This window comes from Halomonas sp. (assembly GCF_033549285.1).
Taxonomy (GTDB): Bacteria; Pseudomonadota; Gammaproteobacteria; order Pseudomonadales; family Halomonadaceae; genus Halomonas.
The window spans coordinates 1-25357 of record NZ_JAWSUJ010000036.1 but is presented as its reverse complement, the minus strand read 5'-3'; the positions used below and the strand labels follow the sequence as shown (position 1 = coordinate 25357).

Here is a 25357-nt window from a genome sequence, read left to right as displayed (position 1 = left end):
ATTCGGCGACCTGCAAGGAGGCAGGTACGCCGAACCCTGGAGCCGGAAGCCCAACCCAAGAAGAAGGAACACCGACATGATGAAGAAGATCTGCCGTTACCTCAGCCCGCTGCTGATTGCCGCCCTGGTGCTGGGCAGCCTCCCGGTGGCCGCTGCGCCGGCCAGCCCGGGAAGTGGCCTGGTCACTACCCAGGATGCCCTGAGCGTCGAACGCACCCAGGGGGACCGGGAACGGATCCACGAGATCCTAGCCCGTGACGACGTCCAGGAGCAGCTCGTCGCCCAGGGCGTCGACCCCGCCGAAGTGGAAGCCCGCGTGGCCGCCCTCTCCGATGCGGAAGCCGCCCAGATGGCCGATCAGCTCGAGCAGCTGCCGGCCGGTGCCAGCGTGGTCGGTGCCCTGTTCGCCGTCTTCGTGATCTTGCTGGTCACCGACATCCTCGGCCTGACCAATGTCTTCCCCTTCACCCGCTGAGCACGAACCCCATGATGCACTGCCATGACAGGCAGCCGCATGCCAGGAACGCCCGCGCCGCGGGCGTTCTTGCGTTGGTGCTGCTCCTGACTCTGGCGGGCTGCGCCTCTACCCCGCAGCTCGCCGACACCACCGAACGCGAACTCCCCCGCCGGGCGCTGCTCGAGGAGATCCCCTTCCATGGGCAACGCGATTACCAGTGTGGCCCCGCCTCGCTGGCCATGGTGCTCAACGCCTCCGGGGTGCCCGCGAAGGTCGACACCCTGATCCCTCAGGTCTTCCTGCCCGGGCGAGAGGGTAGCGTCCAGCCCGAGATGCTGGGCACGGTGCGTCGCCACGGCCGCATTCCCTTCATGATCGACGGCAACCTCGGTGCCCTGCTCACCGAGATCGACGCCGGCCATCCGGTGGTGGTGATGCAGAACCTCTCCCTGCCCGCCTGGCCAGTCTGGCACTACGCTGTGGCCATCGGCTTCGACCTGGACGATGAGACGCTGATCCTGCACAGCGGCATGGAGCCGGAGCGCGTCGAGTCCTTCAAGCGGTTCGATGCCACCTGGGCCCGAAGCGATCGCTGGGCCTTCGTCGCCTTGCCTCCGGGCGAACTGCCCGCCACCACTGACGCCAAGGCTGCCCTGGACGCCATCGCCGACTTCGAGCGCGTACAGGGAGCCAAGACCGCGCTACCCGCCTGGGAGGCGCTCGTTGACCGGCACCCGGGATCGGCCATGGGTCACTTCGGGCTGGGCAATGCCCGTCACGCCAGCGGTGACAGCCAGGGCGCCATCGGGGCCTTCGAGGATGCCGTGAAAGCGGATTCCGACCTTGCCGTCGCCTGGCTCAACCTGGGCCTGTTGCATCGCGATCTGGGGGAAGGCGACAAGGCGCACGAGGCCCTGCAGCGAGCTGCCGCACTCCCCGGCACCTGGCAGGAGCAGGCCCGGCAAGCCCTCGATGACCTGAAGACGGGAGGCGAGTAGCGATGACCTATGACATCGTGTTCAAGAGGATCTACCAGCCTATTACCATCGAGGATGGTGCGCGGATACTGGTCGATCGCCTCTGGCCACGCGGCAAGCGCCGCGAGAGCCTGGCGTTGACCGACTGGTACCGAGATGCGTCCCCCTCGCCCGCCCTGCGTCGCCAGTATCATCTGGGTGAGATCAGCGCGGAAGTGTTTTTCACCCGCTACCGAGGAGAACTCCGTGAAGCGCCGGAGAATCTGATTCCGCTGATGCGACACGCCCGACAAGGTCGGCTGACGCTGCTCTCGGCGGCTCGCGACCTGGAGGGGTCACATCTCCCGATCCTCGGCGAGGCCATCCTGCAAGCGCTGTATCAGGAGGATGCGGCGGATAGTGAACCGGCCTCTCCACCCTGCTTCGTCGATCAGGTCAAGCCGGAATGACGATGAACTCGTTCGAAGCAGGGCAGGCTGGCAAGCATCACGCCTGATGGCTGGCACGCAGCGTCACCCAGCAGGCAAGGCACAGTCCTAGATAGCCGCTCAACCCCAGGGGGTCACGCAGCATCGACTGACTCAGTCCGAAATTGATGTAGGCGATGCAGACCATCATGCCGGCCCCGGCCATCAGCTGGGTCTCGGCACTTCCCGCCGATCGCAAGCGTCGCCAGAACAGCCACAGCGGCACCCCGTAAAGCATCAGCAGCGTCGTCACACCCAACAAACCGCGCCGAGCAGCCGTATCGATGAGATCGCTATGCATCTGGCTGAAGCTCTCAATCCGAGGACTGAGCCGGTCATCGGCGATCAGGGCGCGGATACGCGGCACGACACCACCCTCGCCCCAGCCCAGCAGCGGCTTCTCATTCCAGAGCATCAAGCCACCGCGCCACATTTCCAGGCGCAGTCCGACCGAGCCGCGCACCTCCCCGGCACGGAGCTGCTGCGCCTCACTCACCGCCTCCGCCAGGCGCGGGGTCACGTTGCTGCTGGGCAGAAGCACCGCCCCGGCGATGACAAAGGCCACCAGTCCAACCGAGATATATCGCCAGACGCCCGGCAACAGGTCCCTCGAGGTGCGGAACCACAGTACCAGAAGGAAGGGCAGCGCCAGCCAGCCACCGCGAGTTCCCGAGAGCAGCGAACCCAGGATGCCAAAGACCCCCGCCAGCAGGGCCATGGATGCCAGCACCAGCGAACGCGCATGACCGCGGCGAAGACACCAGAGAAGGGCCAGCAGCGAGAGCCCGCCGAGTAGCAAGGACAGGTTACCGAAAGGAATCGCGTTCAGGTCGTTGCTGGCCCGCCCATCCCCCAGCACCAGTCGCTCGTAAAGGGCCACCGCACCGGCGCCAAGCGCCCCTCCACACACCGCCACCCAGAATACGCGTACGCCGGGCGGATAACGCAGCAACCATATGAGAAGCACCACTGCCAGTAGCGGCCAGATCGGCAGTGGAATCGCCCATCCGATGGAATCCAACGGCCAGCGCCCAGTGCGTGCAACATCCAGCAACCAGAACCCGCCAAAGGCCAGCAGTGCCAGGATCCACAGCCAGTCGTCGCGCTCGAGGTGAATCGGCATCGCGCCAGCAACTCGCTTTGAACCCAACAGCCCGATGGCGACCGTGCCGGGCATCAGCAGCCCTAACCCCAGCAAGGGTACTCCCCAGTGTGCCCAGGGCCTCACCACCAGCAAGATGATGAAAAGCAGCAGCAGGAGGGCACGTAGCCCCACTTGCGGGTCCTGCCACAGCCTCCTCATGCCTCCTCGCCACCGGCTTGCGGTACCGGATCGTGCCGTGTCAGCAGCCCCTCAGGACGCAACTGCTCAACTACTATAGTTATAGTCATGTCGGCCTCGAGCCTCTCGCGAGATACCTGGCACCGCATCGGCAGCGCCTGAGATGCACGCGGCACCAAACCATGCACCATCCATAGCACGCGCCCTAGGCCCGAATATCGGCCCAGGAATGGAACATGGCATGGTGCGATACCCTAAAGTTGGCTGTCTCGTCACTTCTGACACTCCAGGTCACGCTCGATGGCCGCATGCACGTCAACCAGATGACGGAGGCCGTCGGGATACCTCAGCCGCTTGACAGGGACGGCGCGAACCACACGTACCAGATGGGCGAAGCGATCACGCAGCATGGGGGTAACATCGAGGATATGACCGAGGAATGATTGCCTCGCCAGCTCCACCACCGCCCTGGCAGGCGGCAGTGTCTCGATGAGCATGCTCTCGTCACTGCCCCTTTCGAGCAGATAGATCGCTCCCACCGGGCGAGGCCCGGGATCGAAAGCCCCCAGGTCGGCCACCGGCACGCTCAGCTTGGTAAAGCCCGGGTGAAAGCGCGGATATGACCTGCTTTCCCCCTTAGCGAAGCGTTCAAGCTGCTCGGGCGTCAGCTTGACCTGGGGAAAGGCCGAGCGACAGAGCACCGTCCCTCTGACTTCCTCCACGGCGGCGATATCGTCTGCCATCAAGGAATACCCCGCCGCGACCATGGAGGTCACCATGGTGCTCTTGCCCGCCCCCTTGTCTCCGGCCAGTAGCACGGCCTGGTTGCCGACAGCGAGTGCACCTGCATGCAGTGCCAGGACGCCCTGACGCTCCAGGTAGCACGCCATGACATGCCCCAGCAGCAGAACATCGACCATGTAAGCGAGGCCTGAATCAAACATCTGACACTCGATCTCTCCCGGTCGCAGATAAAAGTCTGCAATCTTGGGAAAACGCATCAACCAGGTAGACTCACTCACCTCGAACAGTTGTACGGAGGGATCTCCCGATGCGTTGAGGCTTTTACTGTGATACAGGACATTGCCCATAGGGGCCTGCAAGCCAGCAGCACGACACCTAATAGACAATTCGGGCCCCATAACTGATGAGGATTCCGCCATGGGCGTGGCCAGATCCATATCGGCAAGGGTGTCGAAGCCAAACAAGCGGAAGCGGGGCATGCTCTCCTCCATGCTGAGAAATTTGATACGCGAGCGAGAACGGTATCCATTACGGTGACGTGCAGAACGGAAAAGACGTGCCCTTGAGACGCGAATCATCCCTTCTCATGCGGCAAAGACCCACGTCCCTTCGAGAAATACATCTCGATATGCACGATGCCACGCGGTTCACCTGTTCACGCTTCGACCTCGCGGTAGTGATATGCCTGCTGGCTGAACAACTCGCAGTACATGCCGTCCTGGCGTATCAGCTCATCATGGGTGCCAGATTCACGAATTTCCCCGTCGTCCAGAACATAGATGTAATCTGCCATTCGCACCGTGGAAAGCCGGTGACTGATCACCAGAGCGGCACGATGGTCGATCCGCTCACGAAAGTTGGCAAACAGATCAAACTCGGCCCCAGGATCAAGGGCGCTGGTGGGCTCATCGAGGATGATCACTTCGGACTGATGCATGAAAGCGCGAGCCAGGGCCACCTTTTGCCACTGACCGATACTGAGTTCCTGGCCATCATCGAACATGCGGGTCAGCGGCGTGTCGTAGCCGCTATGCAAGGAGGTAATGAAGGGGTCTGCCCCCGACTTCTCTCCCGCGGCCTCGACCAGCGGCGTATCCTCGGGCTGACGGATATCACCGTAGCGAATGTTGCTGCGCACGGTATCGGCATACTTGCCATAGTCCTGGAAGATCACACTGAATTTGCGCCGGTAGTCGTCGAGAGCGTACTCCCGGGCGTCGATCCCATCCAGAGTGATACGCCCCGAACTGGGATCGTAGAGGCGACAGAGCAACTTGATCAGTGATGTCTTGCCGGATCCATTGGCCCCCACCAGCGCCACGACCTGCCCTGGCCGGATAGTGAGATCGATGTTGTGAAGAACTTCCCGGGAGGTGCCAGGATAACAAAAACTGACATTCTCGAAGCTCACCCCCCGGCTCATGCGCGAGGGTAACGGCCTGGGATCGGCGGGCTCCGATATGACCGGGCGCACATCGAGAAATTCGAACAGCAGACCGATATACAGATGATCTTCATAAAGCCTGGAGAGTTGGCCTACGAGTTCCTGTCCCATGGACTGGGCACGCTGGAACACCAGCAGGAAAAGCACCAGGTCACCGACACTGTTGCGACCTTCCGAGGTTTCCCATGCCAAGTATCCCAGTGCCGAGAAGAAGGCCAACGTGGCTACCGCCGACACACCCACCTCGACAATGGTACGCTGGCGACTGATCGCCAGCCTTTCCCGGCGAATCAAGGCTCTCAGCTCGGCATAGCGTTCGCGAAGAAAGTCACCCAGCTGATTGAGACGAAGCTCCTTGGCGTTGATGTCCGAGGTCAACAGCCAGTCCAGATAGCCCGCCCGGCGCTCCATCTGGGTCCGCTTGCGCTGCCAATCGTAGAGTCGGCGCGTGAAACGCAACCTGACCAACAGCGCCGGCACGATGGCCACGATCAGCAGCGGCAACAGCATCCAGTTGATGGTGGCCAGCAGCACCACGATAGCGCCCAGCATCAGCGTATTCTTTACCAGCAGCATCAGATTATTGACGACTTGCACTGGCCGCTGGTTGCCTGACTCCCGGGCGCGCTGCAGGGTGTCGAAATAGCGGGGGCTTTCGTAGAAGGCGAGATCCGCGCGCACGGCACGCTCGTGGATGTACTGGTCGATACGCTCCGCCACGAGCAATCCCTGGGTTTCCCTGGCAAATGCGGAGAAGCCCCGGGCAGCCAGATACCCCAGCGAGCAGAAGCCGGTTGCCGCCACTGCCCAGAGTACGTACTGAATTCCTTGCGCAGGCGCATCGCTGCCCAGCATCGTCGTCACCACGTCGACGAGTTGCTTCAGCAGGAACAGCACCCCCAGCCCGAAGAGAATCTCCAGCACCATCAGGCCGGTGGAGATCAGCGTCCATTTACGGCTGCTGGCCCAGAGGATGGGGAAGATTCGCCGCAGGGTATTCAGCGGCTCAATCAACTTGGCAATCGAAGGCATGGCTGTTCCTGGGAGCTAGTCAGTGTCGGGATTGGGACCACCGGCGTCGACACTCACGCCAGGGGCGTAAGGGTCGGTACAGCCACTGCCAGCGTGACGGCAAAGGCCACTCTAGATAGTCGGCATAGCTCGGGCGAAAGATCCGCAGCCAGCCGAGCAGCTTCCAGCGAAGCCGGTGGCCGCTATCTGTCTGCCAGTGAAAGGCAAAGTCAGGGGTCGGCTTCTGGCTGGCCAGTCGATACTCAACCTCCAGGTCACCCTGCATGGCCTCCAGCGACAGTTTCAACAGCTCATCGAGTCGCTCGTCATGGTCGCCGTCAGGGTCGAAGTCGGGCGAGCCCAAGAGCTCAGCCAACTTCAGGCAAATTTCGACCGTGGCGCTCAACCCGTGACGACCGGCACAGGCAAGGACGCTCTGGCGATCGAAACTCGGGTGGCGTTGTATCGCGTCAAGATCGACCAACCAGTGCAGTCGTGACCAGAAGTGCTTGGTATGGTGCCAGCAGACGTAGACGAAGAGTTCATCGGTCGGCAGTACCGCCACCTCGGCGTTACCAACGCAGAACGGCTCGGCCTCGTCAATCAGCGCTCGCGAATCGTACACCGTACCGATATTGTCGATCCGCGAGTGGAACTCGACCTTGACACCGCGCGGCGAAAGGAGCGTGATCACTTTCTGGTAACGCGCCACGAATGTCAGGCTGACGGGATCGGCCGCTAGCTCGTGCGGATCCAGCGACCGATAACCCTCTGCCAGGGCATGGGCCAGCAACGCCGGCATCCGCTCCCTGGGCACCAGGATATCGATATCGCGACAGAAGCGCATTGCCGGCTCGTCGTAATAGCGAACAGCTAGCGATGGACCCTTGAAGGTTACGTAGGGAATGTCCAGCGGTGCCAGCAGCTGCTGGTGGATCTCTCCCAGGCTGGCCATCCCGCTCAGGCCATGTCGATAGTGCAACATTACCTGTTGCTTCATCAGGGCGAGCAGTTCGGCTGGCAGCGAAGGAGGCTGAAGGCGACGAAGATGGCGGTATGCCATGGGAAGGATGAAGCGATGAGTAGCCATGTGGCGAAACGCTTCCCAGTCCTCCACCTCGTCGCAGAGCACCTGTGCTGCCCTGGCTTGGGTGTCGTCAAGCTCCAGCCGGGAAAACAGCAGCAACAAGCGAAACTCCGTGCTCAGCGCTGGTGATCGAGATGCGAAAGCTGCCATGTCATGTCCTTGCTTACGATGCTGCCAGCCCCTTGATGACGTGAGAGCCTCGCCATGGTCGTCATGAGAGGACCTCTTGCTCTGCTTGACAGATTAACATAAAAACACAAAAAGATGCATATTGTTGCTTGTCCGCTGAGCGATCTGCTAGCTTGGAGGCTGGGGACGTGAACGATGGCACCGCCTTGCCCTGGTACGCCCACGGCCCCATGACCGATACGGAACGCCCCACCAGTCGATGGGCAGCCAGCCTGGCCCGATGAAAAGGATCATGTAACCTCGTCATGAACGATTCGATCCAGCTGAGTCCACAGGCCACCTGCGATACCCGGAAGGCCTTCCAACTCGAGGTTCCTTGGACGGTACCCGCCTTTCGTGAGGCTGACCCTCATGTGCCCGAGCAGGACAGCGCCTTTCGCTTCGTGCCCGAGGTTACTCGCGCCCTACTGCTGGGCTTTGCTCACAATCGCAGGGTCTATCTGCACGGCCCCCATGGCAGCGGCAAGTCGTCCCATATCGAGCAGGTTGCCGCCAGGCTCAACTGGCCCTGCGTTCGCATCAATCTGGACGGACACATTACTCGCACCGACCTGATCGGAAGAGACATGGTGATGGTTCGCGATGGCAAGCAGATGACAGAATTCGTGCCCGGCATGCTGGTGTGGGCCATGCAGCGGCCCATGGCACTGATCTTTGATGAGTACGACGCTGGTCGCCCGGACGTCATGTTCGTCATCCAACGCGTGCTGGAATCCACTGGCAAGCTGACACTGCTCGATCAGAACCAGGTGATCACTCCTCACCCGGACTTTCGCCTGTTCGCCACGGCCAACACGGCAGGCCAGGGGGATCCCAGCGGTCTCTACGCGGGTACCCAGGCCCTCAACCAGGCCCAGCTCGATCGCTGGCAGGTCATTACCGAACTGGGCTATCTGCCCGCCGAGCAGGAAGAGGCCATTCTCCAGTCACGCCTTCCCGACCTGGCCGCCGACAGCGTCGCCGGCATGGTGGCGTTCGCCAACCTGGCACGCCGGGCGTTCGAGCAGGGTGACCTCTCCTCGCTTATCTCGCTGCGCACTCTGGTGTCCTGGGGAGAAAACGCTGCCCTTCTCGGCGATACTCACGAGGCGATGCGCCTGACCTTCTTCAATCGCTGTGACGAGACGGAGCGCCCGCTGGTCAACGAGATCTACCAGCGCTGCTTCAACGTCGACCTGTATCAGGATAGCCGTCATGCCAGCCCTCTCTTCTGACGTCCCGCGACAAGCAGAGCTTGCCGCGGCCTGGGAGCGCACCTACGCTGCCGGCCGGGAGACGCCCCGCCAGTTACCCGGTACCTCTCCCCCCCAGCCCGTCACACGTGGCACCGTCGACGCCCTGGCGGCCTGGCGTCGCTGGCACGACCCATCACAACCGCAACGCTTCAGCATCGACCAGCGCACCTGGTATGACGTGCTCGAGCGCGCTCGTGTGGAAACACTGGCCAGCACCGAGTTGCCCGGCATGGCCAGCAACCTGGCGAGACTGGTGAACACCAGCCCCGAGGATGACGCCAAGGAGGCACTCTATCGAGTCGCGCGCCAGCTATTCGCCGGGCAGGAACCGGCTGACCCGGCTCTCCCCTCCCCGGCCACATCCGATAACAGCGCCTGGCCAGCTCGGATGCTGCGAAACCTGCTGCAGCGCAAGCGACAAGAAAGTGCACCTACGGCCAGCAATGGCATCGATAAAAGCCGCCTGCTGGAAGACCTTGGAGATGCTGCCGAGCACCTCGACGACAGCCAGGCCTTCACCGACGACCTGGCCGATCTGATTACCCAACTGGCGTTGATTTATCGCTCCGAGACACCATCGTCCACCGAGGCGGAAACCACAAGTCCAGAGGGCAGCAGTGAGCAGGAAGACCAGGAGAGCGAAGAGCCTGCCAGCCCCAGCCTTGCCGAGGAGCTCGCCGAGCGCGACGATCACCGCCAAGGCTATGCGGTATACACCAGGCAATGGGATGAGGAGCATTTCGCCAGCTACTGGGCAACATCGGATGATGCCTCCGCGTTGCGTCGACTCGATACCCTTGATCGCCGACGTGTTCGCCAGTTGGCGCATCGCCTGCAGCGCAGACTGATGGCCGCTCGGCAGCGCCACTGGCAATTCGACCAGGAAGAAGGCCGACTGGACAGCCGCCGCCTGGCGCGTCTGGTCGGCGACACGCCCACACGAAGGGTCTTTCGCTTCGAACAGACCAGCCCACTGCCGGATGCCTGTGTCACCCTGTTGGTTGACCAGTCGGGCTCCATGAGCGGTCGGCGGCGTCATATGGCAGCACTGGCCATCGACTTGGCCGTCCATACCCTGGAAACGTGTCAGATTCGCTGCGAGGTGCTGGGCTTTACCACGCGCTATACGGCGGACAATCCACCGGCGACACGCTGGCGCCGGCATGGTAAAGACAGCTCACCCGGGCGGCTCAACGCCATTCGCCATATCATCTACAAGTCAGCCGAACAGCCCTGGCGACGCGTGCGCCCCCAGCTCGGCTTCCTGCTTCGCGAGTCGTGTGGGCATGAAAACATTGATGGAGAGGCACTTCACTGGGCCGCACAGCGCCTGTCACAACGGAGCGAGCCCCACAAGGTCCTGATCATGCTCTCGGATGGCGCGCCCTACGACAAGGCCACCGCCCAGGCCAACGGTCGGGAATTCCTGGAGCGCCACCTGCGCCGTATCATCGCCGAGGTGGAGCGCAGCCCGATCCACCTGGCAGCCATCGGCACGGGACAGGACGTGGCACGCTTCTATCGCCATGTCCTGACCGTCCGTCATCCCGACGAGGTGGCAGAAAGGCTCTTCGAGCAGTTGGGCGACCTGCTGATACCCGCTCAAGCCGCCCGGAGAGCATCATGAGCGCCATTGCTGGCCTGATCCATCTGAACGGCAGCCACCTGGACCGCGACACCCTGTATCGCATGCAGACTCTGCTTTGCCCTTATGGCCAGGACGCCCAGCACAGCTGGCACCAGGGCAGCGCGGGCCTGGCTCGAACCCTGCTGCGCATCACTCCTGAGGACAGCCTCGACCGACAACCCCTCTGGCACCAGGGCCAGCAGTTGGCGATGGTATTCGACGGTCGGCTGGATAACCGCGAGGAGCTCATCGCTCAACTGGATATCGCGCCCAGCCGAGCTGTTCAGATGGCCGACAGCGAGATCGCCTTCCATGCCTGCGCCCGCTGGGACAGCGAAGCCCCCCGGCACCTGCTCGGTGACTACACCCTCGCCTGCTGGCAGCCGCGTCGCCAGCGTCTCTGGCTGGCCCGCGATCCGCTGGGCATGCGCCCCCTCTTCTGGTACTGGCGCGACGACCTCTTCGCCTTCGCCAGCATGCCCAAGGCGCTGTTTGCAGTACCCGGCCTGACCAAGACCCTTTGTGAAGAGAGCCTCCACGACTATCTCTGCCTGATGCCCATGAGCGGCCCCCAATCGCTTTATCGGGATATTTTCCGGGTGGAACCCGGCCAGGTGGTGGAACTCGACAAGGGAAGGCTGGACAAGCGTTACCACTTCCGCTTCGATCCCGACCGAGAGATTCGACTGGGAAGCGATGATGAATACGTGGAAGCACTGAAGGAACAACTGGAACGGGCAACGCATCGCCGCCTGCGCAGCCGCGGTCCCATTGCCTCTCACCTGAGCTCGGGGCTCGACAGTTCGACCGTAACCGCTGTCGCAGCAGGGATTCTTGAGCAGCAAGACGCCCCTCTTCTGGCGTACACGGCTGCTCCCCGGAAGGGTTTCAACGGACCGGTCCCCCGCCAGAGGCACGCCGATGAAACGGTGGGGGCCAAGGCGCTCGCCGATCGCTTCGACAATATCGAGCACGTGATATTGCACCGGGATGAGACGGCTACCCCACTGGATGATCTCCACGAAGTGATCGAACAGCTGGATCGCGCGCCTCTCAATGCCTGCAACATGGTATGGGAGAAGGCGATACGCGAAAACGCGGCACAGCGTGGGGTCAAGGTGTTGCTCAATGGAAACCTGGGCAACATGAGCATATCCCATGATGGCATGCCCTACCTGCCCTGGCTGCTCGCCCACGGCAAGTGGCTGACGCTGGCCAAGCTGTATCGCCAATTCAAGGAACGTAATCCCAACCTGCACTGGCGCCGCATGATTCGCCCCTGCCTGATGCCGCTGATGCCCAATGCGATATGGCGGGCCCGCGAACGCTCCCGGAGAAGAATCGCCACCTTGTCCGAGTACTCCTCCATCAACCCGACCTGGTCGCACAGGATGAATAGCGAGGCGCGCGCCCGGAGGATGGGTTTCGACCTGAGTCACCAGCCAGACTGGCAGGGACGCAAGCAGCGCATTACCTCCCTCTACCGTATCGATACCGGGGAATACAACGCCATCACCAACTTGCACGGCATGGAGGATCGCGACCCAACTGCCGATCGTGAGCTGATGGCCTTCTGCCTGGCCATCCCCGAATCACAATACCTGGGCGACGGGCGCACCAAATGGCTGATTCGCAGAACCATGCAGGGGATCCTGCCCAGCGAGATTCTCGACACGCCGACCCGGGGGCTCCAGGCGCCAGACTGGCATGAGAACGCCGAGAAGCTCCTGCCACAGATGCGACTGGAACTGGAGAAGTTGAAAGCCCATGAAAGCGCCGGGCGCTATCTGGACCTGGAAGGCATGGAGCAAGCCATCAGCGAGTGGCCTGCTGAGGGGTGGGACGACCCTCGGGTCGAAGCGCGTTTCCGGCTGTGGTTGTTGCGCGGGATGTCGGTTGGCGGCTTCATTCGCTATGCCGAAGAAGGTAATGAATGATCCATTGAAGACGGCTGGTGTACTTTTCTTTCAAGCACTACAATGAAAACGCTGTCGAAAACCGGCAGATTTAAGATAAAGCTGGTCTATAAGAGGGAATCATTATGCAAACTATAGAGCGAAAGTACTACGAAACTCCCACCCTTAACGAGCTTGGTGATCTTAAGGAAATCACACAGAATGGTAACGCAGTGAACAGTGACTCTTCTCCGTTTACTGCTAACAGTGCCGTCGGACCCGATCTCGCATCCTGATAGCAGGATGCTTCATCCACATCAAGAAAGGAACACCCCAGCGCGACAGAAGATTGTCGCGCTGGGGTTACAGCAAGAAATCATAATATTATTGAGGAAATCACTCGTATGATGAATTCATTGCCAGACAACAACATGCTTCTGGAGCGAACCCCGGATTTGGTAGCCGCCGACCTGGATGGAGAATTGGTCATGATGAACGCCGAGGCAGGACGCTACTACGGTATTTCCGGCGTGGGTGCGCGAGCGTTCGAACTTCTGGAATCCCCGATCAGTTTCGAGGGGCTGGTTGAAACTATCACCCATGAATATGATGTCGAGACAGATAAGTGTCGACGCGATCTACAGGCGTTCGTTCAGGAGCTGATGGCAAACGGGCTGGTTCGTCAAGCGAACTAGGCCCCTAGCCTTACCAGCTGTTGCCGATATATAAGGCAACACAAGCAGCGACCTGCCACAAAGTTTTTCCCAAGATACCGCAGCCGTTCATATGGACATCATGAACCCTTACATGCGCCGTACCGTCTCGCTGCTGAAAAAACCTTCGTTTACCAGGGTCTGGCTTTTCCCAACCTGGATCATGCTGGGGATCAGCCGCCTAGTCATACTTACGGTCACCTTCAGAAGGCTTGCGCCCTATCTTGGTCACTCGGTTGGACTTCAGTCTTATACTCAACTTCTCACAACAGAGCAGGAAAGGCGGGCCATCCAGATTGCCCAAGTGATTCGGCTGGCCTCGCGCTACACTCCCTGGGTCGCCAACTGCTTTCCCCAAGCCGTCACGGCGCGTCTGATGCTTGGCCTTTTTCGCATCCCCTATGCGCTCTATTTCGGGCTGACCAGGGACAGAGAGAGCGGCGAATTCAAGGCTCACGCCTGGGTAGTGGCGGGACGCGTGCCAGTATCCGGTGGTCATGGTTTCGCGGAATATACCGTGGTGGGGTGTTACCTGAAACACATCCAAAGTGAGACCAACTGACCAGGTGACAGTCGAAATTTCCTGGACTACACATTCCACGTAGCGATGATATTCAGTGCATCATCATGAACTCTGGAAGCCCTTCTGATTTGTAACAAAAGGTTGCTTTTTAACACCCGTATATTACACTCGGAATGCATGCTGATCAGTGGCATGCGGAGTCTCTATAGATGGCTCAACAAGGAGATGATGTTAATGCACATGAATGAACGCAAGACCTACGAAAGTCCCACCGTCCAGGAACTGGGCGAGTTGAGGGACATCACCCATGCGGGTGATGCATTTAATAGTGATGCAGCACCCTTTCCATCCGACAGCAATCCGAGTGACGCCTTCGGTCCGCTCGCTTCCTGAAGGATATCGTCTCGGATTGACGTAATAGCAATATTGGCGAGCAGGGCTTAAGCCCTGCTCGCCACTTGCTTTCAGGGTCGGAAATTGCGATGAGGCCTCAAAGTCAGGCACTCACGCTGACGGTCGCTCAGAGCGGGCGTCGATTTCAGCCAGCAGAGGGGCGAGGCTCTCGTCAAAGCCATCCAGTGTCCAGGGACGCCGATAGCGATATACGCGAATCTTTCCGGCCAGGACAGCCGAATCCTTCATCAGCCGGCCAGCACTATTGAACGCTTCGGCCATCTCGGGCCGGTAGAGCGACGCCATGATCGTGCGGAAGGCTTCCACTCCCTGAAGGCGTGTCAGCTGAGCGGATTCATGCGCCTCTCCACGTTCCAGTTGCACCAAGGCTGCCAGAGGCTCCGCACGATGCTGAAACCCTTCCTGCAGAGACACATGGAACTTTTCGGCACGCGTCAGATCTCGAACCAGGCTCTCGGTATCGATACCCAGTGCCTGCAGCGCATCGCGCCACAGCTTGGCCCTGGGTGGTCCGGGATGGAGCAGAGGGAGGGAAAGCTCGGGTTTGATGACGGCCACATCGTCGGTCAGCATTGGCCAGCCATGATGGCGGTTGAGCCAACTTCCCAGCGTAGACTTGCCCGCCCCGGATTGACCGGTGAAGGCCCAGACACCGGCCGGTGTCGACAGGGCACTGACATGCAGGGGTAACCATTGGCGCTGATGGAGCAATGCCCCCAGGGCGGAGCCAAGAAGGAACAGCCGCACGTCCCCCGGATCCACCTCCGAGGTGTTGGCACCGCCGCAGCGTTGATCCACCACGATGCGCATCCCTTGCTCACAGCGATATCTGGCGATGCCACTTATCGTGATCTGACAGATTTCATCGCGCACTTCTACCCAGGGGTTCTTGCGCTCGCCACCCTCAAGTGTTTCAGACACCTCACCCACGACGATCGTAACATCGGAGGTCTCACACGCCGCTATGGGAGAAAGTTCCGGGAGCGCCAATTGCGACGCCAGGGTAAGTCCATAGGTACGATAGTAATGGCTCCCGGCCTGTAATGAACCACGGCCACGCCTCTCCGTTGATATAAACACTCGATTCCTCATAGTCAGGCAATAATCTTGCCCCTCTCGGGACGCCTCCCGGGGACTACAGCCTCAGGTCCGACTCCCCCCTGGGCAGCATATACTTGAGGTCATAGAGGACATGAACCGGTTTTCCCCATTGGCGGATGAGTGAAGCGCCAAGGTCCATGAATTCACGATGGGCCACCGCCACTATAATGGCATCATAGGCCCCCGCCTCGGGTGAGGTCACGGGCCTGATACCGTACTCGCTCTCGGCTTCCCTGGCATCCACGTGAGGATCGTGAACGTCCACGGTAACGCCGTAATCGCTCAGCTCATCAACGATATCCACCACTCGGGTGTTGCGCAGGTCCGGGCAGTTCTCCTTGAACGTCAGGCCCATCACCAGCACTCGTGCGCCTTGAACATGAATACGCGCCTTCAACATGCGCTTGATGAGCTGCGATGACACATAGGCCCCCATACCGTCATTGATGCGCCGTCCAGAGAGAATCACTTCGGGGTGATAACCCACCTGCTGCGCCTTGTGGGTGAGATAGTAAGGGTCGACGCCGATACAGTGCCCACCGACCAGTCCAGGGCGAAACGGCAGAAAGTTCCATTTCGTGCCGGCTGCCAGAAGCACTTCCTCGGTATCGATACCCAGGCGGTTGAAGATCATGGAGAGCTCATTGATCAGCGCGATGTTCACATCGCGCTGGGTATTCTCGATCACCTTGGCTGCCTCTGCCACTGCGATCGAGCTTGCCTTGTGGGTGCCAGCCGTGATGACCCGCCGATACAGGGCGTCCACGAAATCAGCCACTTCCGGAGTCGAGCCCGATGTCACCTTGGTGATCGCGGTAACGCGATGCTCCTTGTCGCCAGGATTGATACGCTCGGGACTGTAGCCGGCGTAGAAGTCACGGTTATAGACCAGGCCGGACACCTTCTCGATCACCGGAATGCAGTCTTCCTCGGTCGCCCCAGGGTAGACAGTGGACTCATAGATGACCACGTCACCCTGACCCACCACCCTGCCCAGCGTTTCGCTGGCCTTGATCAGCGGGGTGAGATCTGGACGTCGGCTGCCATCGATTGGGGTCGGCACGGTCACGATATAGACGTTGCAGTCGCGCAGCGCATCCAGCTCGCTCACGAAACTGAGCTTTGTTGCCCGAACCAGCAGTTCCGGCTCAACCTCCAGGGTGTGATCCACCCCGTCACGCAATTCTTCGATCCGCCGGGCGTTGATGTCGAAGCCCACCGTGGGCAAGACCTTGCCGAACTCCACCGCCAGGGGCAGGCCTACATAACCCAGGCCGATCACGCCCAGGCGCACGTTATCCATGCTCAGCATATGTTAATCCCTTCAGTTGTTATGGGGTCTGCGTTGCGTACCCTTGGCGATAACCGTAGGGGTTTCGCTGCTGCCAGCGCCAGGTATCCCGCATCATGTCGTCCAGGTTGCGCCGTGCCACCCAGCCAAGCTCCGCGCCGGCCTTGCCAGGATCAGCCCAGAAGGCCGGGAGATCGCCAGCACGTCGCGGAGCGAAGGCATAAGGCACTTCGACCCCGTTAACGACGCTGAAACGCTCTACCATCTGCAGCACGGAGAAGGCATTGCCGGTTCCGAGGTTGTAGCATGCGATACCGGGCGTCGTGAGATGTGCCAGTGCTGCGACATGCCCTTCCGCCAGATCCATGACGTGCAGGTAGTCTCGCTCGCAGGTGCCATCTGCGGTGGCGTAGTCATTACCGAAGATGGACAAGGTATTTCGCCTGCCAGACGCCACCTGGGCAATGAAGGGCATCAAGTTATTGGGAATACCCTGAGGGTCCTCACCAATTTCCCCGCTGGGATGAGCCCCAATGGGGTTGAAATAACGGAGAGCCGCCACGGACCACAAGTCATTCGAACGGCACAGGTCCTCGAGCACCTGCTCGACCATCGCCTTTGAAGCACCATAGGGGCTTGTTACCTGCCCACGCGGCATGGTTTCCTGATAAGGTACCGGCGCGTCGGCTCCGTAGACTGTGGCGGAAGAGCTGAACACCAGCCGCTGAACACCCGCTGCCTGCATCGCCTGGCAGAGCGTGATCGTACCCGCCACATTGTTCGCGTAATAGGCAAGCGGTTGTTGCACGCTCTCACCCACCGCCTTCAACCCAGCAAAGTGAATCACCGCGCTGATCGGCCACTCGGCAAGCAGCTGATCCAACAGCGCCCGGTCGCGAATATCGCCCTCCACGAAAACCAGCTCGCGGCCGACCAACCGTTCCACACGTCGCAATGCCTCCCGCGAGGCATTGCAAAGGTTGTCCAGCACCACCACCTCATGGCCGGCTTCCAGCAGAATGAGAACGGTATGAGATCCGATATAGCCAGCACCGCCGGTTACTAAAACTTTCATTTCAGCCTTTTCTCCTTTTCGGGCGGGCTTAAAACCTGTTAGCTCTGAAAAAAACATTCTCTGCTACAATTTTAGCTCTTCCTTTTAAAGAAGTCCGCTTAGACGTAGGAATATCGAGGATACCGGGCCAAAGTTTTTTGCATACAGCCTTATGCAACTTATCTTCAAGCCTGCTTTCAAAATCAGGCAAAAGAAAGTTTTTCAAAAGAATACGGTTGTTCATTAAAGCGGAAGCGTCATGGTAAATATCGTGATCTTGCATACCCAACGACACACAGCACGCTGTACGATGTTCCCAAAAAAACATGTCATAATCGTCATACCCAAGAGAAGAAAATCCAAAACCCCCATCACTCTTGAATTCCTCAAAGTAGCCATCAATACGTTTCAGCAGATGCCTTGGATAAAATACTCTTTTATAGAGGTTGCTCATGGCTCGAACGTCAAGTTGAGGGAAGTTTTTTATCCCGGAGCGTTTCGAGTAGGTGGCCCTTCCGACCTCTGAAGCCTCTCCCTTTATTTCCAGGGCACCTGCAGGAAACCAACGTTTCATTGCAACCAGTTTTTCCAACTCTGTTGACTTATGCTTTCGCATATAGGCTGTCGTTCTATCTAGCGTGTCAACCAACTCCTGGCAATTGGCCGAACTTACATTTTTAGTATCAATAATATGATGTTTGACCCCGAGATCGCGAGAAAACTCATGCACCCTATTTGCTTCGGCGGTTTCATCAAGGTTACCACAATAAGAATAAGTCTCAATTTGTCGCCGCCATTCATGAAAAGCCGACAAGTTAATACGACTATCTTGCCCAAGCGAAAGACTGATCAGCACAGCACGACTAGAAAAGTAAAGAGCCGCAGTTCGTTGAAGAATATCGGCGGAGTCAAGAACAATCTCCGAAAATGATGTAGGGGCATTACTCAGGGGCTCACGAGGAAACACCCTGACACGCCTCTTTAGCAATGAACTCAAATATACGTTGGCTCCAACCAACTCTATACCCTTGAAAGGACTTTTATACCCGGGAAGATGCCTTCTGCCTATAGCATAAAATGGAGAATCAATAATCTCTTGCAAATCTTCATCTCTTTCACTTTCAACAAGCTCGGCCAACAACTGGGAGTGCGAAGAAAAGAAGAAACCATCATCATGTTGGAAATAATATAGTGGCGCTAAGCCTGTTGCATCGCATAACGCACACACGGCACCATTTTTGATAAAAAAGAGCTGAAATCGCCCTGTAAGCTGATCTATGTAATCAATGAGCTTTTCGCTCAAACTGCCATCTTTCTGAAAACTGCGTTCTTGAGAAAGTAGACTGCTGACAATTTCATTCTCTATTTCACCTGAAAAAGGATTGACAGCATTCCCCACAAGAATAACGCCACCATCTTGATACATACCGACAGCAACGCTTGACCTTGGGTGGTGGCGAAAGGTATACCCCTTGACCTCTTTAATGTTCCACGAAGAAAGCTCACTCCAGACTTCATCTGGAAGCTTCGCATGACTGGGATACAAGGCAAAACCGCGTGCGAATAAAATATCTTCAGCATCAAGAAAGTTGCTCATGGCTACCATATATCCCCATTCATTAATAACCGGCCTCTTGATCCACCAGGGTCACCATGGGTTCCCCAAGTTTTAAGGCGTTATAATTATCGAGAAAGACATCTAACGCTTTTTCCAGATAGTGCGGCGTGGTGCCTGATACATGCGGCGTGATCAGCACATCTTCCCTTCTCCACAACGGCGATGCCGGCGGCAGCGGCTGCTGTTCGAACACATCAAGGGCCGCCCCCTTGAGAATGCCGACATCAAGTGACTTCAGCACCGCAGCGCCCTGCACCACTCCCCCGCGCGAGATATCGACAAGTACCGCGCCGGACTTGAGTCTGCCCAGAAGAGCCTCGTCGACCAGCCCACGGGTCTCCTCGGTGAGCGGCAGGCAGCACACCAGAAAATCCGTCCGAGCCAACTCACTTCCGATCTCAGCCAGGGGGACCACACGGTCTACCTGAGCTACCGGGCGCAGGTGTCTCAAGGTGCCCGCCACCTCCATATCGAAGGCCTTGGCACGCCGCACCAGGCACTGGCCGATATGCCCCAGGCCGAGCACGGTCAGCTGCTTGCCGGTGAGTTCATCAAGCCAGGCACGTTGCCATTCGCCGCGGCGTGCCTGATCGTGAAAATACCCAAACTGCTTGGTGAAGTAGAGCATGGCACCGATCGCGTATTCGCTCATCGGCGCACCATGCACGCCGCTGCTCTTCGTCATCAGCGGCCGAGCCTTGTCAAAATCCATGGCCCAGATCTTTTCGACCCCGGCAGAAAGGAAATGCATCCAGCGGTAACCGGCCAGACGAGCCAGCGCCTGCGGCAGCCAGGGCAAGGTAGGCGTGATGACCACATCGAATTCGCCACCGCCGGGCACTTCGTCGATGCTCCCGGCAAAGGTGATGCTGGCATCGGGGAGTTCTTTACCCAAATACACGCTTACCAGTGCCCTTTGCTGTTCCAGCACCTCGGCCTTCTGTAGAAACAAGATACGCCGTACGGGAAAGGGTTCGTATCGGATATTGGTCTCCGTCATGCACTATCTTCCTTGCGTCCCAGGCGGAAGGCACACTCTGACAACCGCAGCTGGTTGGCCAGCATCTCCTCGGGTGAAGCTCGCCGCCAAAGGGTTTCGGCCTCGCGCAGCCTGGCAAGCTCGGCGGGAAAGTCCAGATGTTCCATCAGCTCCCCGGAAGTGGCCGCCCCCAGGTGAAAGGCACGGGAGAGAATCACCCATTGGGATCCCAGACGAACGTGTTCCCCCAGCACGGTTTCCGCAGGTAGCTCGCCCTGGCCGACCCGGGCGATGCCCCCGACCCCCCAGCGGATACCAGCGGCGGCGAGCAACTCCGCCGCGGGTTCCAGCAATCGCCCGGCCATGGGTTCGAACAGGAAATCGAGCCCCATGCCCAGCGAAAGGTCGTTGAGCCCGATGTGAACTTCATCGTGGCCGGGTTGCAGCAGTGGTAGCCAATCAGGCAGGCGCACCAGGGCCTGTGGGGTTTCCGCAAGGAAGGTAACCGGCACGCGTCCTTCCACCAGTGACAGGAAACCTTGCACCTCGTGCCGAGTGGTGAACATCGGCAACATCAGCCGCTGCGCCCCGCAGTCCAGTACCGCATCGATCTCCTCACGACTCTGTGAGTTCAAGGGATTCAGGCGCACCATGAGTTCAGCCTGGCTAAGCACTCTGGCTACCGCGACGATCTCTTCCAAGGTATGGGCGGCCTTGTGGGTGTCCAGGTGCCCCTGACGCTCCGCCTTGCCAAGCACTTCCTGGTCGAGGAAGATGCGAGACACACCATGCTGCTCGATGAATCGCGCCACCTCGGGACTGGCGGTAATCATCATGAAATCGAGCTGGCTCATGACTGCCCCTCCTGAACCTTCTCGATCTCCGGCTCGTGGTCTGCCAGTGCAGCGATGACATCGTCATCAGCTGGCGGCCGACCTTCGAGACTATCGCGATAAGTACGCCAGTTGAGGCCTTCCCCACCATAGATGCCGCCGCCCAGCAGCACCACCTTGACGGTGGCGAGGATGATGCCCAGATCGTAGAAGAAGCTGCGCTTCTCGACATATTCAGCATCGAAGGCCAGCTGCTTCAACCACCCAAGGCTGCGCCGGCCACGCACCTGTGCCAGGCCGGTAAGCCCCGGGCGCACGGAAAAGCGCTTCATGTACCCGGGCGGCACCACCTCCTTCTGCTCCATCAATACCGGACGAGGTCCTACCACGCTCATGTCGCCCTTGAGAATATTGAGCAACTGCGGCAGCTCATCGAGACTGGAAGCGCGAATGACACGCCCGGCACGGGTGATCCGTGGATCATGCCCTTCACTCACCACAGGCTCACTGCTCTGGTCGATCTCGTTCGGGGCGCGATGCACCATGGTGCGGAACTTAAAGATCCGGAAGGGGCGGCCATCCAGGCCGGCGCGCTGCTGCATGAAGAACACCGGGCCACGGCTGTCGAGTTTGATCCAAAGTGCCACCGCCAGCAGCAGAGGGGACAATGCGAGCAGCGCTGTGGCACTGGAGACGATATCGAAGAGGCGTGTGACTAGATCCTTCATGTCAGCTCCATGGCGTCGAGAATTCCACGATTCACCTTGCGAACGTCATAATGGTGCTGAACCAGTTGCCATGAGGCGTCTCCCATGCGTTCCACTAGTTCGGGTTCTTCAAGGAAACGGCGCATGACATCGGCCAGGGGCAGGCTCTTGCGCGGAGTTACCAGAAAGCCGTTGACTCCATCCACTACGGTTTCCCGGCAACCGGGGGCGTCGCTGGTGATGATAGCGCGCCCCATGCTCATGGCTTCCAGCACCGAGCGCGGTGTCCCTTCGCGGTAGGAAGGCAGCACGAACACCGAGCACGCCTTGATCCAGGGTCGAACGTCACTGACCCCGCCGACAAACTCGACTACTCCCTCGGTCTTCCACTTATCCAGGTCTTTCGATGCACAGGCGTGTGGCAGGTTGGGATCATGGGGGCCTACAGCAACAATGCGCACCTCAGGGTAATCGCCCTTTAATTGACGGGCCGCCTCGCAGAACTCCGCCACACCCTTCTCGGTCAAGAGCCGGCCGATGAAGAGAAAGGTGATGCCCCCCTCCGGTAGCGGCTCGCGAGCGAAGCGTTGCATGTCTACCCCGGAGCCGTAGGTGCGCACCGCCTTACTGCAGTCTTTAAGCATGCCGCGATCGAGAAACTCTTGCAGATCATCCGGGTTTTGAAAGAAGACCTTGCGGTTAGCAGAAAGGCCACTGCGATAGAGAACGGCGATGATCTTCTGCAGCCGCCTGTTGCGCGCATTTTCGGTGGTAAAGACATGGCCCAGGCCAGTGATCATCGAATAGATGCGAGGCACACCAGCCAACTTCGCCGCCAGGCTGCCATAGACCACCGGCTTGATGGTATAGCAGAACACTACCCGGGGCCGCACCCGGCGCAGCAGTTTGCGCAGGACGAGCAGGTACTTCAGGTCGTGCATCGGATTGATGGCCGTGCGCCCCATTGTCACCGGGTAGATGGTAATTCCCAATTCCTCGACTTCCGGCAGGTAATCCGCCGTGGGCACGGCAGCCGCCACTTCCAGGCCGGCGGCACGCATATCGCGGATCAGATCGCCACGATTGGCGATCAGAGACCGGGCATTGCCTGCAAGAATCATAACATCCACGATATCACTTCCCTTTAAATCGTATTCTGAAACTGTTAAATGACGATGCGGCGAGAATCACGAACAAACCCAGCACCTTGGTCTTGTGCCGAATAGCCGTACCGATATTGGTGACTCCGATGGCAAATACGAAGGTAATCGCGCCAAAGATGAACAGCAAGGCCACACAATCGTCTCTCTCTTTCAATCGGTTCCATCCACGGTAGACCCGCCAGGCTAAAAACCAATAGAGTACGGAAGAAATCAAGCCAAAAATGTGGATGGGACTCCTGATATCCCAGGGGAAAGGCGAGAAATGAAAATAAACTATTCGCGAAGGTATCAGCCAAGGCTGCGTATAGGGGTTACCTTTAGCTACGAAACTGGGGTACGCAGAGCCACCCTCACCCTCACTGGAAAAACGCTCCTCGATGGACTCAGCAACGCCACCTTCTGACTCTGTACCGACTTCAATGCCTTTACCCAGGCTGATACCTCCGCCCATTGTCACCATCCCCAGGGAAAAGGCCAGCATGGCAATGGATAACAGCATCTTGAAGGCGTACAGGCGGCTGACGAGGCTGGGTCGATCCTTGAAGAGATTGCGATAGAGAAAATAAGCAAGATATGCCGCAACACCGACAAAGGCTGCTACCCAACCCGGGTGAAATAGAACGGCCACACCAAAGAGCAGTCCGCCCCACAATAGGCCAAGAACGGATTTACCCGACACCCAGCGAATATAGAAATAAAGGCCCATCATGAAGAACATGATGGAAACCTCTTCGCGCATGGCCAGTATGGAGTTGAACGCTCCGTAGGGATAAAGGGCCATGATCATGGCAGCCAGCACAGCAGTGCGCTTCCCCCATAGCTGATAACAGATAATTCCCGTTACAGCAACGACGACATGACCGAAGAAGAAGTTTGTAGCGAGTAGAAAGAGCGGGGACTCACCTACTATTTTTTGAAGAATTCCGCCTATCCAAGGATAGAATTTGGAACTGAACCAGGGTACTCGATCCAGCAACACAAGCCAGTCCAAGGATGCATATTCAGAAGAGATACGTATGAAGCGAGACGCGTCGGCATTAGCTCCCGGCGGACGAAAAACACGAGTGTAATCCAGAGCGAAAAGAAAGAACCTGAAACAGTAGGCGACCATAAGGGGCCAGAGAAGCCAGCGGTGACGATAGCCCATCCATAGGCAATAGACACCACTAAGCACAAACAGAACAAAGACGAATGAGATTTCAGGCATGGCGGGCCAACTGCCTTGTCAAATTAACATAGAGTTTGAGATGGCTATTTACCGCGTTATCGATCGTGTAGTACCCCCTATTTTTCAGAGCATTATTATGAAAAATAGAGCGAAGTTCGCCATCAACTATCAGTCGTTTAAGTTTTTCTGTGTAGTCCTCCAGTTCCACCTTGGCGACAAGCCCGTTTCCTACACGGCTCACAATCTCCGAGCAGCCTCCTACATCCGTCACCAGAACAGGCAACCCCGTGAGTGTTGCCTCGATCTGGACAATTGGAAGGCCTTCCCAGGCAGATGACATGACAAAAAGATCTGAATCGTGCAACAACTGCTTTATGTTATTACTATTACCGATAAAATTTACCTTTCTTTCGATTCCAAGTTCTCTCACCAGCCCCTTGAGATGATGAGCCTGTGACCCCTCTCCTGCAACCGTAAGCAATAAATCGAGATCAGGGAGTTTCGATATCGCATGAAGGAGTAGCTGGTGATTTTTCTGAAGCGAAAGCGTGCTAACACATATTAGTTTTAAAGGTACACCAGGGCTGCAGGTATTCTTGGGGATGACTCTCGATTCATCGACCCCATTGTCGATACGCACAACCTGTTTCCTTGTAACACCTTTCAAGAGCGCTTCGCAAGCAATACAGATACCGACATAGGCAGTGGTACGCAAATCAAGAAGCCGATAGAAATAAGGGGATGCTTTCAGTTTTATATTATGATGCGTATACACATGAGGAATTCTGAACTGAAAAAGGGAAAAAAGTGCTCCAAAATAAAGGTGGGAATGAATGACATCGGGTGAGAACTTGCGACATAAGCGGGCAAGGCCAAGAGCGCCCTTGACAGGATTTTTCCTGCTGGAGCTACCAAGGAAACCGTATTCAATACCACTTTTATCTAGCTCATCAAGAAAGCTTGCTTCGAATATGGCATCTCGACCTGATTCAACTGCTCGATCGAGAAATACGATAAAGACGTTATTACCCCGCGCGACCATCTCTTTCGAAAGATCCTTGACATATATCTCAGCACCCCCTGACGCGGCAGAAGATACAATATGCATGATATTCATAGAGCCCCAGGGAAAATTTTGAACTTGTGTCAGGCGAATGAACGCCAGTTTCGTTTTATAGTCTCGACGAGATCATGGATTGGCTGATAGCGATAGTCAGATTGAAAATTCGGAAAAAAGTACTCAATCTGACCAATCTCTTCACTCTCAGTTATCCTCACTATTGCAAATGCAACAGCGCCTGAGTAAGTATCCCCCGGCAAAGCCGGGGGCTTTATATTGTTAGCCCCTCAAAGGGGCAAGAATCTGAGCCGCCTGAAG

Annotated in this window: 24 protein-coding genes; 10 read left to right on the top strand and 14 right to left on the bottom strand. The window is 58.2% G+C overall.

Features of this window, described 5'->3' with window-relative positions:
• Positions 1-79 precede the first annotated feature (79 nt).
• From SCI24_RS10070 to SCI24_RS10060, 3 genes are all read left to right on the top strand, one after another.
• Positions 80-475 (top strand): PA2779 family protein, encoded by a 396-nt coding sequence (locus SCI24_RS10070; RefSeq protein ID WP_318725249.1) that lies wholly within the window; start codon positions 80-82, stop codon positions 473-475.
• Between the two features lie 77 nt (positions 476-552).
• Positions 553-1455 (top strand): PA2778 family cysteine peptidase, encoded by a 903-nt coding sequence (locus tag SCI24_RS10065; protein ID WP_318725236.1) that lies wholly within the window; start codon positions 553-555, stop codon positions 1453-1455.
• 2 nt (positions 1456-1457) lie between these two features.
• Entirely contained in the window at positions 1458-1883 is a 426-nt protein-coding gene (locus SCI24_RS10060) for a DUF488 domain-containing protein (RefSeq protein WP_318725235.1), read from the top strand.
• A 37-nt stretch (positions 1884-1920) separates the two neighbouring features.
• Here SCI24_RS10060 and SCI24_RS10055 read toward each other — a convergent pair whose 3' ends face one another.
• The 4 genes from SCI24_RS10055 to SCI24_RS10040 all read right to left on the bottom strand — a co-directional run bounded on the left by SCI24_RS10055 (position 1921) and on the right by SCI24_RS10040 (position 7619).
• Positions 1921-3177: an O-antigen ligase family protein gene (locus SCI24_RS10055; RefSeq protein WP_318725234.1), complete on the bottom strand. Its 1257-nt coding sequence runs from the start codon at positions 3175-3177 to the stop codon at positions 1921-1923.
• A 278-nt stretch (positions 3178-3455) separates the two neighbouring features.
• Positions 3456-4406, bottom strand: coding sequence for a hypothetical protein (locus SCI24_RS10050; protein ID WP_318725233.1), 951 nt, complete (start codon positions 4404-4406; stop codon positions 3456-3458).
• A gap of 176 nt (positions 4407-4582) precedes the next feature.
• Positions 4583-6403: an ABC transporter ATP-binding protein gene (locus SCI24_RS10045; protein WP_318725232.1), complete on the bottom strand. Its 1821-nt coding sequence runs from the start codon at positions 6401-6403 to the stop codon at positions 4583-4585.
• Positions 6404-6422: 19 nt separating this feature from the next.
• Complete coding sequence (locus SCI24_RS10040) at positions 6423-7619, bottom strand: nucleotidyltransferase family protein (RefSeq protein WP_318725231.1); 1197 nt, start codon at positions 7617-7619, stop codon at positions 6423-6425.
• Between the two features lie 284 nt (positions 7620-7903).
• Between SCI24_RS10040 and SCI24_RS10035 the strand changes: the two genes are divergently transcribed.
• The 7 genes from SCI24_RS10035 to SCI24_RS10010 all read left to right on the top strand — a co-directional run bounded on the left by SCI24_RS10035 (position 7904) and on the right by SCI24_RS10010 (position 14044).
• Positions 7904-8872 carry an AAA family ATPase gene (locus SCI24_RS10035; protein WP_318725230.1) on the top strand — a complete coding sequence of 323 codons (969 nt, stop codon included), beginning with the start codon at positions 7904-7906 and terminating at the stop codon, positions 8870-8872.
• A complete protein-coding gene (locus SCI24_RS10030; RefSeq protein WP_318725229.1) occupies positions 8853-10520 on the top strand; it encodes a cobaltochelatase CobT-related protein in 1668 nt (555 codons plus the stop codon). The genes SCI24_RS10035 and SCI24_RS10030 overlap by 20 nt, the downstream gene beginning before the upstream one ends.
• Positions 10517-12457: an asparagine synthetase B family protein gene (locus SCI24_RS10025; RefSeq protein ID WP_318725228.1), complete on the top strand. Its 1941-nt coding sequence runs from the start codon at positions 10517-10519 to the stop codon at positions 12455-12457. Before SCI24_RS10030 ends, SCI24_RS10025 begins: the two co-directional genes overlap by 4 nt.
• Before the next feature lie 104 nt (positions 12458-12561).
• A complete protein-coding gene (locus SCI24_RS21555) occupies positions 12562-12711 on the top strand; it encodes a lasso RiPP family leader peptide-containing protein (protein ID WP_412929492.1) in 150 nt (49 codons plus the stop codon).
• 108 nt (positions 12712-12819) lie between these two features.
• Positions 12820-13110 (top strand): PqqD family peptide modification chaperone, encoded by a 291-nt coding sequence (locus tag SCI24_RS10020; RefSeq protein ID WP_318725227.1) that lies wholly within the window; start codon positions 12820-12822, stop codon positions 13108-13110.
• 112 nt (positions 13111-13222) lie between these two features.
• Complete coding sequence (locus tag SCI24_RS10015; protein ID WP_318725226.1) at positions 13223-13690, top strand: lasso peptide biosynthesis B2 protein; 468 nt, start codon at positions 13223-13225, stop codon at positions 13688-13690.
• A 201-nt stretch (positions 13691-13891) separates the two neighbouring features.
• On the top strand, positions 13892-14044 hold the full coding sequence (locus tag SCI24_RS10010; protein WP_318725225.1) for a lasso RiPP family leader peptide-containing protein: 153 nt from the start codon (positions 13892-13894) through the stop codon (positions 14042-14044).
• 111 nt (positions 14045-14155) lie between these two features.
• Here SCI24_RS10010 and SCI24_RS10005 read toward each other — a convergent pair whose 3' ends face one another.
• The 10 genes from SCI24_RS10005 to SCI24_RS09960 form a co-directional block, all read right to left on the bottom strand.
• A complete protein-coding gene (locus SCI24_RS10005; protein WP_318725224.1) occupies positions 14156-14986 on the bottom strand; it encodes a hypothetical protein in 831 nt (276 codons plus the stop codon).
• Positions 14987-15200: 214 nt separating this feature from the next.
• Positions 15201-16478 (bottom strand): Vi polysaccharide biosynthesis UDP-N-acetylglucosamine C-6 dehydrogenase TviB, encoded by a 1278-nt coding sequence (tviB, locus tag SCI24_RS10000; RefSeq protein WP_318725223.1) that lies wholly within the window; start codon positions 16476-16478, stop codon positions 15201-15203.
• 19 nt (positions 16479-16497) lie between these two features.
• Complete coding sequence (gene galE / locus SCI24_RS09995; RefSeq protein WP_318725222.1) at positions 16498-17532, bottom strand: UDP-glucose 4-epimerase GalE; 1035 nt, start codon at positions 17530-17532, stop codon at positions 16498-16500.
• Between the two features lie 28 nt (positions 17533-17560).
• Entirely contained in the window at positions 17561-19108 is a 1548-nt protein-coding gene (locus SCI24_RS09990) for a hypothetical protein (RefSeq protein ID WP_318725221.1), read from the bottom strand.
• A 22-nt stretch (positions 19109-19130) separates the two neighbouring features.
• A complete protein-coding gene (locus SCI24_RS09985) occupies positions 19131-20129 on the bottom strand; it encodes a D-2-hydroxyacid dehydrogenase (RefSeq protein WP_318725220.1) in 999 nt (332 codons plus the stop codon).
• Positions 20126-20962: an aldolase/citrate lyase family protein gene (locus tag SCI24_RS09980; RefSeq protein ID WP_318725219.1), complete on the bottom strand. Its 837-nt coding sequence runs from the start codon at positions 20960-20962 to the stop codon at positions 20126-20128. Before SCI24_RS09980 ends, SCI24_RS09985 begins: the two co-directional genes overlap by 4 nt.
• Positions 20959-21669, bottom strand: coding sequence for a sugar transferase (locus tag SCI24_RS09975; RefSeq protein ID WP_318725218.1), 711 nt, complete (start codon positions 21667-21669; stop codon positions 20959-20961). Before SCI24_RS09975 ends, SCI24_RS09980 begins: the two co-directional genes overlap by 4 nt.
• Positions 21666-22769, bottom strand: a complete 1104-nt coding sequence (locus SCI24_RS09970; protein WP_318725248.1) for a glycosyltransferase family 4 protein — start codon at positions 22767-22769, stop codon at positions 21666-21668. The genes SCI24_RS09975 and SCI24_RS09970 overlap by 4 nt, the downstream gene beginning before the upstream one ends.
• A 13-nt stretch (positions 22770-22782) precedes the next feature.
• Positions 22783-24018 (bottom strand): hypothetical protein, encoded by a 1236-nt coding sequence (locus tag SCI24_RS09965; RefSeq protein WP_318725217.1) that lies wholly within the window; start codon positions 24016-24018, stop codon positions 22783-22785.
• Complete coding sequence (locus tag SCI24_RS09960; RefSeq protein ID WP_318725216.1) at positions 24011-25096, bottom strand: glycosyltransferase; 1086 nt, start codon at positions 25094-25096, stop codon at positions 24011-24013. Before SCI24_RS09960 ends, SCI24_RS09965 begins: the two co-directional genes overlap by 8 nt.
• Positions 25097-25357 lie beyond the last annotated feature (261 nt).